This window comes from Streptosporangium longisporum, from assembly GCF_039534895.1.
In the GTDB taxonomy this organism is placed as follows: Bacteria; Actinomycetota; Actinomycetes; order Streptosporangiales; family Streptosporangiaceae; genus Streptosporangium; species Streptosporangium longisporum.
The window spans coordinates 530,175-543,815 of record NZ_BAAAWD010000007.1 but is presented as its reverse complement, the minus strand read 5'-3'; the positions used below and the strand labels follow the sequence as shown (position 1 = coordinate 543,815).

The window sequence follows — 13,641 nt, the reverse complement described above, 5'->3', positions numbered from 1 at the left end:
GATATGCTGTACGGCCGTCCCGCAGCAAAGATCCTCATCGGACACACACCATGTCCGTGGATATTGCAGAAACCGGCTTCGCTCGCACCCGTGATGGCGTTTGTCGCCTTCCACCACAGCCGGGCGCAGGAAACGCTCACCGGCGCATATACCGGTAGTGGTGGACGATCAGGGCCGTGGCGCACGCCAGGGCGGCCAGCCCGAACCCGACACCGGCGAGGACGTCGGTGCCGGTGGACGAGAACACCACGTTGAGGACCACGCTGACCGCCAGCAGGACCCACAGCACGGGACGGACCATGCCGCCCCGGGTGCCGGCCGGGCGTGCCGGACGTCGCGTCCAGGAGGTCCCGGAGGTCCCGGAGGTCTCGAAGGTCTCGGGGGTGTGCCGGAGATCGGTCATGATGCGCTCCTCGCTCGGGGAATCGGCAGGTCGGCTGCCGTACCTCGACGCTACGGACGACCGTCCCCGGCGACGATCCCGTCAGGGGGACGACCGGGGTACAGCAGGCTGTACTTCTCGGGCGGTGACCCCGTGACGGGGCGGCGGGTGCCCTATCGTCTGGCTGAGGACGGCCGAGGAGGACCGACGAGGGCCGCGAGGGCCGAAGGAGGTGCGGATGCCGATCCCCGATCCCGCGGCCGGTCGCGGGCCGGTTCGCCGATGGGACGTGGTCGCCCGCGCCCGTCTCACCCTGGACGCGTTCGAGCACCTCGCCGGCGGGCTCGGCACCACGCTCCTGGCGCTGCTCGCGTTCCTCATGGTGGCCGCCACCGCGCTGGCCTGCCTGATCGGCGTGGGCGTGCCGCTGGTGCCCGCCGCGCTGCGCGGGCTGCGTTCCGTCGCGAACCGGGAACGCGCGCGGCTCTCCCGCTGGGGTCCGGAGATCATCGAACCGGGGCCGGTGCCGCCCGGTCTGCGTTCCGCCCTCACCGACCCGGCCACACGCCGGGAGGTGGGCTGGGTGGCCGTGCACGGCACCCTCGGGCTGGTCCTCACGCTGGTCGGCCTCACGCTGCCCCTCAGCGCGGTCACCAACCTGACCTTCCCGCTGTGGTGGCGGTTGCTGCCCCCGGAGGAGGCCGCCACCTCGGCCATGGGCCTGTGGATCGTGCGGGACCTGCCCGGCGCCCTCGGGGTCGGCCTGCTGGGCCTGGGGTGGGCCGTCATCGCGATGATCCTCACCCCGGGGATCGCGCGGCTGCAGGCCTGGCCCGGCCGGCGCCTCCTGGGGCCCGAACCGGGCGGTGACCTCCTGCTGCGGGTCGCGCAGCTGACCGCGACCCGGGCCGCCGCGCTCGACGCGCACGCCGCCGAGCTGCGGCGCATCGAGCGGTCGCTGCACGACGGGACGCAGAACCGCATCGTCGCCGTCAGCGTCCTGCTGGGCGCGGCCCGCCGCGCGCTGGCGCGCGACCCGGCGAGCGCCGGGGAGATCCTGGAGCGCGCGCAGGACGCCGCCGAACAGGCGCTCGCCGAGCTGCGCGGGGTGATCCGCGGCATCCTGCCGCCCGTGCTGACCGACCGGAGCCTCGCCGACGCCCTCACCGGCCTGGCCGCGGCCTGCCCGGTCCCGTGCAGGATCGACGCCGACATTCCCGTACGATGTGCCGCGTCCGTCGAGGCCACGGCCTACTTCGTGGCGGCCGAGGCGCTGACCAACATCGCCAGGCACAGCCGGGCCCGGCACGCCACCGTCAGCGTCCGCCGCGACGAGGACCGGCTCCACCTCCAGATCACCGACGACGGCGACGGCGGGGCGGACGAGCGCACCGGGTCGGGGCTCGTCGGCATCCGCCGCCGTACCGAAGCACACGATGGGACGTTCATGCTGACCAGCCCTCCCGGGGGACCCACCACCCTCACCGTGAGCCTGCCGTGCGGATCGTGATCGCCGAGGACGACCCGCTCCTGCGCGAGGGGCTCGCTCTGCTGCTGCGCGCCGAGGCGCTCGACGTCGTGGCCACCGCCGCCGACGCCGTCGGTTTCCTGGAGGCCGTGGACGTCCACGAGCCGGACGTGGCCATCGTCGACGTGCGGATGCCGCCGACCCACACCGACGAGGGGATCGTCGCGGCGGTCGAGGCCAGGCGCCGCCGGCCGGACCTGGCCGTGCTCGTGCTGTCGGCGTACGTCGAGCAGGCGTTCGCCACCGAACTGCTCGCCCAGGGCGGCTCCGGCCTGGGGTACCTCCTCAAGGAGAGGGTGGGGCGGGTCGAGGAGTTCCTGACCGCGCTGCACCGGGTGGCGGACGGGGGGGACGGCCATCGATCCGGACGTGGTCGCGCAGCTCCTGACGCGTTCCCGTCCCGACACGCGGCTGGAACGTCTCAGCCCCCGTGAGCGTGACGTTCTGGCCCTGATGGCCGAAGGGCTGGGCAACGCGGCGATCGCCGAACGGCTCTTCGTCACCGACGGCGCCGTGCACAAGCACATCCGCAGCATCTTCGCCAAGCTCGACCTGCCGCCCACCGACCGGGCGGACCGGCGCGTCACCGCCGTCCTGCACTACCTGCAGGACGTCCACCGGCGGGCCTGACCGGCCGGGCCGGCCCCTCACCGGGCCCCGGGAGCGCCCACCGGAGCACGACGGCCCTGAAATGCCCCTTTAGCGAGACTCGTCACAGAAGACCGAGAGATCGCTTTTGCAGCAGTTCACTGAATACCATTGCGTACGGCGGGAAACACCCTCCGGAAAGATCCCCGATCAAGGGGCGGGATCGAATTCCCGAACCCGATCGAGACCGGCCGGAAACCCATAACCCCCAAACCCCTCTCTCCCAATGTCGGCGCAGCGGTAATCATGGCCGGAATCTGCCACTCGACCTGGGCCGGAGGCCTTGCGCCCCTCCTGTCGTCAATGGTTAGCTCGCTCCCATGAAGCGCACGCCACGATATACGGCGGACGAAATTAAGAGTGAATCAATCGCGATTCGGCCGCGACAGGTCTCCCCCGGGCCCTGATCGACGGCGACATCGCCATCGGACCGATCCGAACCAGGTGACCAGGGCGCGAACAGACGACCGCCCGCCCCCCTCGCTCTCCCCAGGCATCACCGCTCGATATCGAATTTCGATGTTGGAACGTTCCACAAACCGGAGCGGCACGAATTCCGTCCCGTTTCCCTCAAGGCCGAGGATGTCCTCCCCGCTCGGCGCAATACCCGGATCACGCGTTCATCCGCGAGAGCCCTGATGTGATCGCCCGGGAGTTCGGTCCGCCACGTCCGATCTCCCGTCCAGGCGCGACCATATGTGCGTTCCGTACGCCGGATCGTTTGGAGCACCCCGTGACGAGTTCTCTTTCCGATGTCCACAGTCCCTTTCCCGAGCCCGCGACCGAGCCCGCGACCGGCGAGGGTTCCCGATCACCCACGCCGGACCTCGCCGCCGCCTTCGACCCCGAACGTTTCCACGACGGCGCCGTGGACATCGTCGGCCGCCTGACGACGTACCTGGGCGACCGGTCGGTCCGGGGCCTCGACCTCCTCGACCCGGCCGTGCTGCTGAAGGCCGCGCGGGGGCTGATGACCCCGGAACGGCAGCGCATCGCCGACTTCGACGCCGACCGGGTGAACCGGATCGTCGACCTGTACACCGAGACCGGCATCCCGGTCTACTCGCCCGGCTACATGGGGCGGCAGTTCTCCGGCGTGGTGCCGCTGGCCGGTCTCATCGACCTGGTCGGCTCGGTGGTCAACCAGCCCTCCTCCTTCTACGAGGCCGGGCAGCTCCCCAGCGTCGCCGAGCGGCTCATGGCCGAGGAGCTCAACCGTTTCATCGGCTGGGACCGCGACCGGTTCGCCATGGTGACGACCTCGGGGGGCTCCCTGGCCAACCTGACCGCGCTGCTGGCCGCCCGCAACCGCGCCTTCCCGCAGATCTGGACGCGCGGCGCCGCGGACATGTCGGGGCGTCCGGCCATCGCGGTCAGCGAGGAGGCCCACTACAGCGTCACCCGGGCGGCCGGGGTGCTCGGCATCGGGGAACGGCAGATCATCCGGCTCCCGGTCGACCGTGCCGGGCGGATCCGCCCCGATCTGGCCGGCCCGGCGCTGGCCGAGGCGCTGCGGCGCGGCCTGCGGCCGTTCTGCCTGGTGGCCTCGGCCGGGACCACGTCGATGGGCGCCTTCGACCCGCTGGAGGAGCTCGCCGACGTGGCGCACCGGTACGGGCTCTGGCTGCACGTGGACGGGGCGCACGGGGCGAGCCTGCTGCTGTCGGACCGGCACCGGGACAGGCTGCGCGGCATCGAGCGGGCCGACTCGCTGACCTGGGACGCCCACAAGATGCTGTTCATGCCGGCGCCGTGCACGCTGCTCTTCTACCGCGACGGCTCGGCGGCGCGCGACGCGTTCCGGCAGCGCGCCAGCTACGTCTTCGACGAGGAACCGGACGTCTACAGCGCCTACGACAGCGCGGGCAAGAACCTGGAGTGCACGAAGCGCCCCATGATCATGCCGCTCTGGGCGGTCTGGTCGGTCTACGGCCCGGCGCTGTTCGCGCAGAAGATCGACCGGTTGTGCGCGACGGCCCGGCAGGCGTACCGGATGATCGCCGCGGAGCCGGACTTCGCCGTGGCGCACGAGCCGGAGTCCAACATCGTGTGCTTCCGGTACCTGCCGGACGACCTGGACCCGGTGACCGTGCACCGGTTGCAGCTGGAGATCCGCAACCGGATCCGGGGTGACGGGCGCTTCTTCATCTCCAAGGTCGACATCGAGGGGGTGGCGGCGCTGCGCGTGGTGGTGATGAACCACCTCATCGACGCCGGTCACCTGGCCATGCTCATCGCCGAGATCAGGGACATCGGGCAACGGGTGCTGCGCGCGAGCGCCGGTGCCCGCCACGACCAGCCGAACGGGAGTCATTCATGACCATGACGGGTTTGGACATCGCCGCCTCGGCGGAGCTGGCGGAGCGGCTGATCCCCGAGGAGGAGCTGCGGCCGCGCTCGGTGGACGACGTCGTCCGGCTGCCGTCGTTCGCGGGGAGGCTGGAGGAGTGCGGGCGGCTCACCGGGATCCCGTACTGCGAGTCCCCGCTCGACCTGCAGAACGCGCTGGTGTTCCGGCGCCTGCGGCAGCTCGTCGGCATCGCCCTGCTCAACCCGCTGTGGCGGGAGCGGCTGCACCACTTCGGGATCCGCGACGTCCCCGCCGACATGTCCGAGTGGGAGCGGATCCCGCTGTCGGACAAGACCGTGCAGCGCGACATGTTCATGGGCGCGCGGGCCGGGATGGTCGTGCCGCTGGAGCGCGGCGGGTTCGAGGTGGTGGCCAGCGGCGGCACCGGTGACGGCATGCCCCTGGAGATCGTGTACTCGCTGCGGGAGCTGCGCGACACCTACCGCATCTCCGGGGCGTTCATGGGCGCCTACCAGCTCGGCCGCTACCTGCGCGGCCCCGCGCCGCGCTGGCTGTTCACCACGCTGGCCGACTACCAGATGTGGAGCAGCGGGACCATGGTCGGCGGTGTCCTGTCGCACGTCCCGGGGGTCAACTACATCGGCGCGGGGCCGGTGAGCGCGCCGGTGCTGGAGCACATGTTCTCCTACCCGGGCCACAAGGCGCTGATGGGCATCACCGCCGGCATCGCGCTCCTGCCCGAGCTGGGCGCGGGCCTGCCCCCGCACGCCAGGGCGAGCTTCCGGGTCGCCATGTACGGCAGCGGCTCCCTGCCGCAGCGCAAGCGCGACGAGCTGCAGGCGTTCTTCCCCAACGTGTCGATCCTCAGCTACTTCGCCGCGACCCAGGCCGAGTGCGTCGGGCTCCAGCTCGACCACACCTCGCCGGCGCTGTCGGCCGTGCCGGGGCTGCACCTGGTGGAGATCGTGGACGAGCACGGCCGGGCCGTCGCCGAGGGCGAGGAGGGCGAGCTGGTCGTGACCCGGCTGCACGCCGACGAGACGCCGCTGCTGCGGCTCAAGCTCGGCGACCGGATGATCCGCCGTCCCGCCCTGGACGGGCCCGGGCCGCGTGCCGAGCGGTTCGAGTTCGCCGGGCGCAGCGCCGACGTGCTGCACCTCAACGACAGCCAGTACTCGGCGACGCTGGCGTACGCGGCCCTGCGCGGGCGGCTGCGCTCGGCGACCGGCGTCGACCTGGACCTGGTCGCGCACGAGGTCCAGTTCCACAACCACCGCGAGGACCGGATCCTCACCCTGCTGGCGGCGGTGGACGACGCCGAGGGCACCACCGCGGCCGTCGAGCACGCCCTCGGGCCGGGCGGGACGCGGCGGCTGTTCACCCAGGCGCTGCCGGGCTCCCTGTCGCTCTTCAACGACCGGGAGGCCAACGCCGCGGCCATCGAGCAGACCGGATACGGGTTCCGGCTGGAGTTCGTCCCGCGCTCCTCACCGCAGATCGAGCGGACCACCGTCGGCAAGACGCCGCTGGTCCGCGACCGGGGCTGAGCACCCGGTGGCTCGTGCGCCCGAATGACATCCGACAAGGAGGATCGATGAAACACAGGATCAGCATCGTCGTGGTGGTCGACGCCGTCGGGGCGTTGTCCGACCGGACGTTGCACAACGGCAACCTCTCGCTGGTCGACGACGGCTCGGCGGGGAGCAAGAACCAGGGGACCCCCGACCTCGTCACGGTCGTGTCCCCGGGACAGGTCGTCCAGTGGACCCCCATCCACGTGGACGTGCAGACCCCGGTCGAGATCCAGGCCATCGAGTTCCTGTCCGGCGCGGCCGTCCGGGCACCGGCCGACCGGGCCGTGGCGCCGCGTCCGGCGGGGTCTGCCACCGCGCCGGCGGCCGGTGCCGCGCACGGGACGGCCGCGGCGGCGGCCGGGACCGTGTCCGGGGCGGGGGTCGACGCCACCGGTTCCAACGGGCGCGAGAACTACGACCTGCTGGTGTGGGAGGGGATCGTGCCCCACGACATGACGCCCGGCGTCCCCTACCGGTACCGGCTCTCCCTGCGGCTCCACGAAGGGCCCAACAGCGTGCTGCACATCGACTCGCCCGCACTGCTGTGCGCGTGAGCCACGTTCCCCGAAAGGCGGTTCCATGGCACAGCAACACGGGATCATCGTGCTCTTCGACGTCGAGAACGCGCTCCGGACGCGATCGCTCGAGGGCAACACGTACTGGTTCGACAACATGAAGCTGTTCGGCTCGGAGGGGGTGGGCACCGAGCGGCTGGAGACGATCGTGCCCGGCACCCACTACCTCGACGGGTCGCAGGCGACCGAGCAGGTGCTGAACTGGCTGCCCGCGGCGCTGGGGTCGATCCCCCCGACGGTGCCGCGCAACTACCTGGCCGAACAGGGACGCGCCGACGACCGGCGCACGCTGGACGAGCTGGCCGGGCTCGACGCCGCGGGCGGGGTGAACGAGACCGACGTCAGGCGGCTGCAGGGACGGGTCGGCAAGCGGGCCCGCAAGCAGGCGAGCGGACGCGGCCTCACCGACTCCAAGCTGCTGGACGTCACCGGCAGGACCACGACCAGCTCCGACGCGTACAACTACCCGGCTCCGGTGATCACCGACATCACCGGCCCGGCCGTCACCGAGAAGATCATGTACCCGGCCCAGTACGGGTCGCCCGACATGATCTACGACGGCTGGTACTGGGCCGCGACCGTGGACACGAGCCGGCCCGGGGTCTACCGGTACACGATGCACGTCCAGCTGCACGAGCTGGTCGAGCGCAACGACGAGCTGGTCTGGGAGTCGGTGGACCTGACCTGCGAGTCCAGTCTGAAGATCATCAACGATCCGAAGCGCAACGGGTTCACCGGTGCCGGACTGGGCGTCCTCCCCATGCCGCCCGTCCCGGTCACCGGCTGACCCGGTCCGGAGCATCTTCGAGCGAAGGAGCCGCATGCCCCCGAGGAACAGACAGCCCGAACGCCGGTCCACCCGGTCCGCCCGGCCCGTGACGATCACCGCGGTGGTCGACCCCGTGGCCGCGCTGGCGTCGGAGAACCTGGACGGCAGCCTCTACCTCTACGACACCAACAGGCCCGCGGGATCCACCGGTTTCGGTACCCCCGAGCTGCACAGCCGGGTCCGCAAGGGCGACACCCTGCTGTGGAACGTGATCCCGCTGGAGTGCGAGACCTACGTGTCCCTCGCCGACGTCGAGATCGACCCGCAGATCGCCGAGCCCGAACAAAAGGTGTATCCCGGTACCGACATCGTGTTCTGGACCGCCGAGGTCAAGCAGGACCTCACCGAGCCGGTCCCGTACCGGCTCTCGTTCCTGCTCGGCACCGTCACCACGCCGTTCACCCCCACCGGCCGACCGGCCCTGGCCGGTTCCGCCGGCGACGGAAAGGAGGCCTGATGACCCAGGCGTACGCGGCCACGGACTTCACCGAGCGCGGCCAGCTCAACTCCGTCCAGCTGAACGTGGTGACCCTCGTCGACATGGAGCGGGCCGCCGCGACGAAGTCCCTGGACGGCTGCCTCTACATGATGGACAACAGCGTCGGCGGGGTCGGGCAGGGCACCGACCACCTGGAGACCGTCTGCAAGCAGGGACAGGTGATCAACTGGATCATCCGCCCGATCGACATGCACCGCCGCCCGGACGGCACCTGGCCCCCGATGCCGAAGATCAACAACATCGTCTTCCTCGACATCGAGAAGGGCGACGAGGACGACGTCGCCGAACGCCGGATCATGACCGAGCTCAAGGTCTACGGCGCTCCCGACCGGATGCGCGACCAGTACACCGCCGTCTACTACTACTGGGCCGGGGCGGTGATGAGCGAAGCGCGCGCGGGGCTCTACCGCTACCGGTTCGTCCTGGAGCTGGAGAAGGAGCACGGCACCGACAAGCTGTACCTGAACTCGGCCCGCTACCCCGCCCTGCGGGTCCTGCCCGTCTGAGTCCCCGCCCGCTCCCGGCCCCCGCCCCGGGGGCCGGGAGCGGGGCCGGGAGCGGGACCGGACCGAGAGCGGGGCGCGGCGAGGACGGCGGCCATGACCGGCCGGAACGCCGCCACCACCCCCGCGACGTAAAATATTTTTGACATCATGTCCGCTCTGCCATACATTCGGTGATGTTAAAGATGTTTAACATCGGAGCGGGATGTCCCTCAAAGAGAAGAGCGCGTGGCTTCAGGCCATCAGCGCGACCTGCATGTACGCGGCCTATCTGGTGGTCGTCCTGGGGCCCGCGCGGAGCGCGTCCGTCACCGGGACCGCCTACCAGAGACCGATGATCACGATCATCGTCGCCGGGATCGTCGTGTCGATCGTCGCCCAGATCGTGATGGGGATGACCTCTCCCGGCGCGGCGGGCCGGACGGACGAGCGCGACATCGGCATCCACCGCCACGGCGAGTACGTCGGGTACTACGTCGTCTCCGCCGGCGCGGCGGCCGCGCTCGCCCTGGCCATGGCCGAGGCCGACCCGTTCTGGATCGCCAACGTGATCTTCCTGGCGTTCGTCCTCGCGGCCGTCGTCACGTCGGTCGTGAAGATCGTCGCCTACCGGCGGGGGTTCTGAGCGTGGGAAGGCCGACCAGGGTCACCAACGAGATCCGGGCGCTGCGGTTCGCCAACGGCGAGATGACCCAGGCGGAGCTGGCCGACCGGATCGGCGTCACCCGCCAGACCGTCATCGCCATCGAGCAGGGCCGCTACTCGCCCTCCCTGGAGATGGCGTTCCAGATCGCCCGGGTGTTCGGCGTACCGCTCGAAGGGGTCTTCCACTACCCGGAGGACACCCCCGCGTGACCGGCGCACCCGCGTTCTCCCCCGGCCCGCCCCCACGGGCCGGAAGCGTTCCCGACCAGCAGGAGGCACCATGAAGGCGATCGTCCAGGACACCTACGGCTCGGCGGACGTCCTCGGGATGGAGGACGTCGACATGCCGGTGATCGGTGACGACGACGTGCTGGTCCGCGTCCGCGCGGCCTCCCTGCACGTCGGCGACTGGCATGTCATGACGGGACGGCCCTACCTGATGCGCGCGATGGGCTTCGGGCTCCGCGCGCCCGGGACCCGCGTCCGGGGCACGGACGTCGCGGGCGTCGTCGAGGCGACCGGCCGCGGCGTGACGCGCTTCCGGCCGGGCGACGAGGTGTTCGGCACCTGTGACGGCTCCCTGGCCGAGTACGCTCGCGCCGGGCAGGACGGGCTCGCACCCAAGCCGGCCCGCCTCACCTTCGAGCAGGCCGCGGCCGTCCCGGTCTCCGCCCTCGCGGCCCTGCAGGCCCTTCGTGACGCCGGGGGCGTCCGGGCCGGGCAGAAGGTGCTGGTCATCGGCGCCTCGGGGGGCGTGGGGACGTTCGCGGTGCAGCTCGCCAAGGCGTTCGGGGCCGAGGTCACCGGCGTGTGCGGCACGACCGCGCTGGACCTGGTCCGTTCGATCGGCGCCGACCACGTCGTGGACTACACGCGCGAGGACTTCGCCGCCACGGGCGTGCGCCACGACCTCATCGTCGACACCGCGGGCAACCGCCCGCTGTCCCACCTGCGGCGCGCGCTCACCCCGCGCGGCACCCTCGTGATCGTCGGGGCGGAGGGCGGCGGCCGGTGGCTCGGCGGCACGGACCGCCAGCTCCGGGCGCTCCTGCTCTCGCCGTTCGTGGGGCAGCGGCTGCGCGGGCTGATCTCGAAGGGGAACCGGGAGGACCTCGCGCTGCTGGGAGAGCTCGTCGGGGCGGGCACGGTGACGCCCGTCGTCGACCGGACGTATGCGCTGGCCGACGCCGCGGAGGCGATCCGCTACCTCCACCGGGGACACACCCGCGGAAAGGTCGTCGTCACCCCCTGACGTCCCCCGCGCGTCATTGGCCGGTGAGGGATCGCAGGATCGCCCGGACCTCGCCCGCGTCGTCGTGCTGCGGGCCGTACCTGCGTTCCAGGTCGGGCAGCAGCTCTCCCAGCACCCGCTTGGCCCGCACCCGGTTGCCCGCGTCGAGCTCCACCATGCCGATCTTGCGGCGCAGTTCGAGGAGCCGCTCCTCGCTCGCGCCGAACCGCCGCTCGTCGGCCAGGAGCCGCTGGAGCTGGGCCAGGGCGAGTTTCCTGTCACCGGTGGCCGCGTGACAGCCGGCCTCCATCAACCGGCAGCGCAGGGCGAGGTTGTTGTCCGGGCCCTCCACCGCGGCGACGTCGACGGCCAGCCGGTGGAACTCCGGCGCCGCCCGGCGGTGGTCCCCGGCGAGGAAGAGCAGCTCGGCGAGCTCGATCCGCAGCTCGATCACGGTGGAGGCGGTCGCGCCCAACGAGCTCGCGGCCGGGCCCGCCACCTCCGCCAGCAGGTCCGCCGCCTGGCTGAAACGCCCCTGGACCTTGAGGACCTCGGCGTCCCTGCGGGCACGCTCCAGGTCGGCGCGCTCGATCTGGGCCAGCCCCCCGATGTTCCTGATCCGCGTGGGCCGCTGGTGGTGGGCCGACCGCCGGTGACGCTCCCCCGAGGAGGTGATGCGGCCGACGACGGTGGCGTACATCCGCAGTGGGTGGGGGGTGTCCAGGTTCACGTAGCCGGGCAGGGGCGGCAGGTCGTGGCAGAAGTCCAGCAGCCGCTCGCAGATGACGCCGGCGTCGGCGGGCCGCCGGTCCGGTGACTTGGCGAGCATCCACAGGACGAGCCGTTCCAGCCCCTCGGGGACGTCGGGCCGCCTGGTGCGCAGCGGGCGGGGCGGCACGTCGGTGTGGTTGCGCATCGCCGCCAGTGCCGTGGGCGCGGCGAACTGGTTCTTCCCGGTGAGCATCTCGTCCAGGATCACGCCGAGGGAGTACAGGTCGCTGCGCGGGTCCGCGCCGCCCATCATGGCCTGCTCGGGTGCCATGTAGGCGGGTGTGCCCAGCACCTCGCCCGTCCGGGTGAGGCTCGTCGCGTCGGCGGCGGCGAGCGCGGCGGCGATGCCGAAGTCCAGCACCTTGACCGTGCCGTCGGGGCAGAGCATCAGGTTGCTCGGTTTGAGGTCGCGGTGGACCAGCGAGTTCGCGTGGGCGACGGCCAGGACCGAGCAGACCTGGGCGGCGATCGCCACGGCCCAGGCCACCGGCATCTCGGTCTCGTCGATCAGCGCCGAGACCGGGCAGCCCTTGACGAGCTGCATGACCATGTAGAGGTCGTCACCGTGCGGCCCGCAGTCGTAGACGGTCGGGACCCCGGGGTGTTCCAGCCGCGCGGTGATCCGCGACTCGCGGATGAAGCGCCTGGCGAGTTCCTCGTCGGGCCGGCCGTCGGGAAACCTGTCGACTTTGATGAATTTGATAGCGATCTTCCGGTCGAGCCGTTTGTCGTAGCCGAACCAGACCTCTCCCATTCCACCGGTACGGCGGGACAGAGGGTCCAACTCGTAGCGTCCGCCGATGATCGTCCCTCTGCTCAAAACGATCCGCTCCTCCAGAATGCCCGGGTCCCCGGGAAAAATGTAGCGTCCCCCGAGCACCGGCGTCTTGTGCGGACGTTTACGCAGGCCGGAGCGGTATGATTCATGCCTTTCCCCAGCGGGCACGTACGCCGAATGCGCCGCCGCCCGCGGGCCGGACGGGTCCGCGTTCCGTTCCTGCCGTCAAATCGAATTGGGCCGCGACCGGCCCGGGAACGCGATTCCCGTACGGCCGGCGCAGGCCCTCCGATTCCCGCTCCGGCGGAAAACCGGGAACGGGACGGATCGCGCGCGGTCATGGCACGCGACCGGCGGGGCGCGACAGAATATGGTTTATGGAAGCCCGAATCGCGATCCTCCCCTCCGAGGAGGTGTGGGCGGCGCACGGCCGCCCCGCCTCCCCCCGTCTTGCCGATCTGCGCTCCATGGTGGAGCGGGCCGTGTCCGCCGGTGGCGGTGCCGTCGGCCCGCCCGCCGGGGCCGACGGCCTGGTCTGGCTCGTCCCGGGTGAGCCCGAGGTGTTGCGGAAGACGCTGGAGGCCAACCCCGGGATCGGGTGGGTGCAGTTCCCCTGGGCCGGGGTGGAGAAGTTCGTCCCGTCCGGCGTGTTCGGCCTCCCGGTGGTCTTCAGCTGCGCCAAGGGGTCGTTCGCCGGGCAGGTCGGCGAGCACGCGCTCATGCTGATCCTGGCCTGCCTGCGCAGCGTCTCGCGGCAGGCGCGGACGCCTTGCTGGAATCCGGTGGACCCCAGGTCGCTGCACGGCCGGAGGGTGACGATCCTCGGGGGCGGCGGCATAGCCGTCGAGCTGATCCGGCTGCTGGAGCCGTTCGGCTGCCGGATCAGGGTGATCCGGCGCCGCCCGGACGGCGTCGAGGGGGCCGGCGAGACGCTGCCGCCCACCGCCCTGCACGCCGTGCTGCCCGACACCGACGTGCTGGTGCTGGCCCTGGCCCTGACGCCGGAGACCACGCACGTCGTCGACGCGGCCGAGCTGGCGCTGCTGCCGGAGCACGCCGTCGTCGTCAACGTCGCCCGCGGCGGGCACATCCGGACCGACGCGCTCGTCGAGGCCCTCCGCGCGGGGTCGATCTCCGCGGCCGGCCTGGACGTGACGGACCCCGAGCCGCTCCCCGAGGGGCATCCGCTCTGGGACGACCCCAGGGTGCTCATCACCTCGCACTGCGCCGACTCCGCCGAGTACGTCGCCCGGATGTTCTGCGAACGGGTCGAGCGGAACGTGCGCAACCTGCGGGCCGGGCTCCCCCTGGAGGGGGTGATCGACCCCGCGACGGGGTACTGACCGGGACACTGACCGGGGACGCCG

13 protein-coding genes and 1 pseudogene are annotated in these 13,641 nt (G+C 71.5%); 12 read left to right on the top strand and 2 right to left on the bottom strand.

Going from position 1 to position 13,641, the window contains the following annotated elements; all coding sequences use genetic code 11:
* Positions 1-136 precede the first annotated feature (136 nt).
* Positions 137-403 carry a hypothetical protein gene (locus ABD832_RS15355; RefSeq protein ID WP_344894798.1) on the bottom strand — a complete coding sequence of 89 codons (267 nt, stop codon included), beginning with the start codon at positions 401-403 and terminating at the stop codon, positions 137-139.
* A gap of 217 nt (positions 404-620) precedes the next feature.
* Between ABD832_RS15355 and ABD832_RS15350 the strand changes: the two genes are divergently transcribed.
* The 11 genes and pseudogenes from ABD832_RS15350 to ABD832_RS15300 all read left to right on the top strand — a co-directional run bounded on the left by ABD832_RS15350 (position 621) and on the right by ABD832_RS15300 (position 10,746).
* Positions 621-1,892, top strand: a complete 1,272-nt coding sequence (locus ABD832_RS15350) for a sensor histidine kinase (protein ID WP_344894795.1) — start codon at positions 621-623, stop codon at positions 1,890-1,892.
* Positions 1,880-2,540: pseudogene (locus tag ABD832_RS15345) on the top strand (response regulator). The gene ABD832_RS15350 and the pseudogene ABD832_RS15345 overlap by 13 nt, the downstream one beginning before the upstream one ends.
* A gap of 751 nt (positions 2,541-3,291) precedes the next feature.
* Positions 3,292-4,878, top strand: coding sequence for a pyridoxal phosphate-dependent decarboxylase family protein (locus ABD832_RS15340; protein WP_344894792.1), 1,587 nt, complete (start codon positions 3,292-3,294; stop codon positions 4,876-4,878).
* The gene (locus ABD832_RS15335; protein WP_344894789.1) at positions 4,875-6,416 is read left to right on the top strand and encodes a phenylacetate--CoA ligase family protein; all 1,542 of its coding nucleotides are present in this window, start codon (positions 4,875-4,877) and stop codon (positions 6,414-6,416) included. Before ABD832_RS15340 ends, ABD832_RS15335 begins: the two co-directional genes overlap by 4 nt.
* Positions 6,417-6,463: 47 nt before the next feature.
* Positions 6,464-6,997: a hypothetical protein gene (locus tag ABD832_RS15330; protein WP_344894786.1), complete on the top strand. Its 534-nt coding sequence runs from the start codon at positions 6,464-6,466 to the stop codon at positions 6,995-6,997.
* Between the two features lie 25 nt (positions 6,998-7,022).
* Positions 7,023-7,805: a hypothetical protein gene (locus tag ABD832_RS15325; protein ID WP_344894783.1), complete on the top strand. Its 783-nt coding sequence runs from the start codon at positions 7,023-7,025 to the stop codon at positions 7,803-7,805.
* A 34-nt stretch (positions 7,806-7,839) separates the two neighbouring features.
* Positions 7,840-8,304, top strand: coding sequence for a hypothetical protein (locus ABD832_RS15320; protein WP_344894780.1), 465 nt, complete (start codon positions 7,840-7,842; stop codon positions 8,302-8,304).
* Complete coding sequence (locus ABD832_RS15315) at positions 8,304-8,852, top strand: hypothetical protein (RefSeq protein ID WP_344894777.1); 549 nt, start codon at positions 8,304-8,306, stop codon at positions 8,850-8,852. Before ABD832_RS15320 ends, ABD832_RS15315 begins: the two co-directional genes overlap by 1 nt.
* A 202-nt stretch (positions 8,853-9,054) precedes the next feature.
* Positions 9,055-9,474: a hypothetical protein gene (locus ABD832_RS15310; RefSeq protein ID WP_344894774.1), complete on the top strand. Its 420-nt coding sequence runs from the start codon at positions 9,055-9,057 to the stop codon at positions 9,472-9,474.
* Between the two features lie 2 nt (positions 9,475-9,476).
* Positions 9,477-9,704, top strand: a complete 228-nt coding sequence (locus ABD832_RS15305) for a helix-turn-helix transcriptional regulator (protein WP_344894771.1) — start codon at positions 9,477-9,479, stop codon at positions 9,702-9,704.
* 70 nt (positions 9,705-9,774) lie between these two features.
* Positions 9,775-10,746: an NAD(P)-dependent alcohol dehydrogenase gene (locus tag ABD832_RS15300; RefSeq protein WP_344894769.1), complete on the top strand. Its 972-nt coding sequence runs from the start codon at positions 9,775-9,777 to the stop codon at positions 10,744-10,746.
* Positions 10,747-10,759: 13 nt separating this feature from the next.
* Here the strand turns inward: ABD832_RS15300 and ABD832_RS15295 are convergent, their stop codons facing one another.
* Complete coding sequence (locus ABD832_RS15295; protein ID WP_344894766.1) at positions 10,760-12,316, bottom strand: serine/threonine-protein kinase; 1,557 nt, start codon at positions 12,314-12,316, stop codon at positions 10,760-10,762.
* A 335-nt stretch (positions 12,317-12,651) separates the two neighbouring features.
* Here ABD832_RS15295 and ABD832_RS15290 point away from each other — a divergent pair, with 335 nt between their 5' ends.
* The gene (locus ABD832_RS15290) at positions 12,652-13,617 is read left to right on the top strand and encodes a D-isomer specific 2-hydroxyacid dehydrogenase family protein (RefSeq protein WP_344894763.1); all 966 of its coding nucleotides are present in this window, start codon (positions 12,652-12,654) and stop codon (positions 13,615-13,617) included.
* Positions 13,618-13,641: the final 24 nt, after the last annotated feature.

Coding starts and splice junctions, on each gene's coding strand:
- ABD832_RS15355 (WP_344894798.1), bottom strand. CDS start 403: ATGACCGATCTCCGGCACACCCCCGAGACCTTCGAGACCTCCGGGACC.
- ABD832_RS15350 (WP_344894795.1), top strand. CDS start 621: ATGCCGATCCCCGATCCCGCGGCCGGTCGCGGGCCGGTTCGCCGATGG.
- ABD832_RS15335 (WP_344894789.1), top strand. CDS start 4,875: ATGACCATGACGGGTTTGGACATCGCCGCCTCGGCGGAGCTGGCGGAG.
- ABD832_RS15330 (WP_344894786.1), top strand. CDS start 6,464: ATGAAACACAGGATCAGCATCGTCGTGGTGGTCGACGCCGTCGGGGCG.
- ABD832_RS15325 (WP_344894783.1), top strand. CDS start 7,023: ATGGCACAGCAACACGGGATCATCGTGCTCTTCGACGTCGAGAACGCG.
- ABD832_RS15320 (WP_344894780.1), top strand. CDS start 7,840: ATGCCCCCGAGGAACAGACAGCCCGAACGCCGGTCCACCCGGTCCGCC.
- ABD832_RS15315 (WP_344894777.1), top strand. CDS start 8,304: ATGACCCAGGCGTACGCGGCCACGGACTTCACCGAGCGCGGCCAGCTC.
- ABD832_RS15310 (WP_344894774.1), top strand. CDS start 9,055: ATGTCCCTCAAAGAGAAGAGCGCGTGGCTTCAGGCCATCAGCGCGACC.
- ABD832_RS15300 (WP_344894769.1), top strand. CDS start 9,775: ATGAAGGCGATCGTCCAGGACACCTACGGCTCGGCGGACGTCCTCGGG.
- ABD832_RS15290 (WP_344894763.1), top strand. CDS start 12,652: ATGGAAGCCCGAATCGCGATCCTCCCCTCCGAGGAGGTGTGGGCGGCG.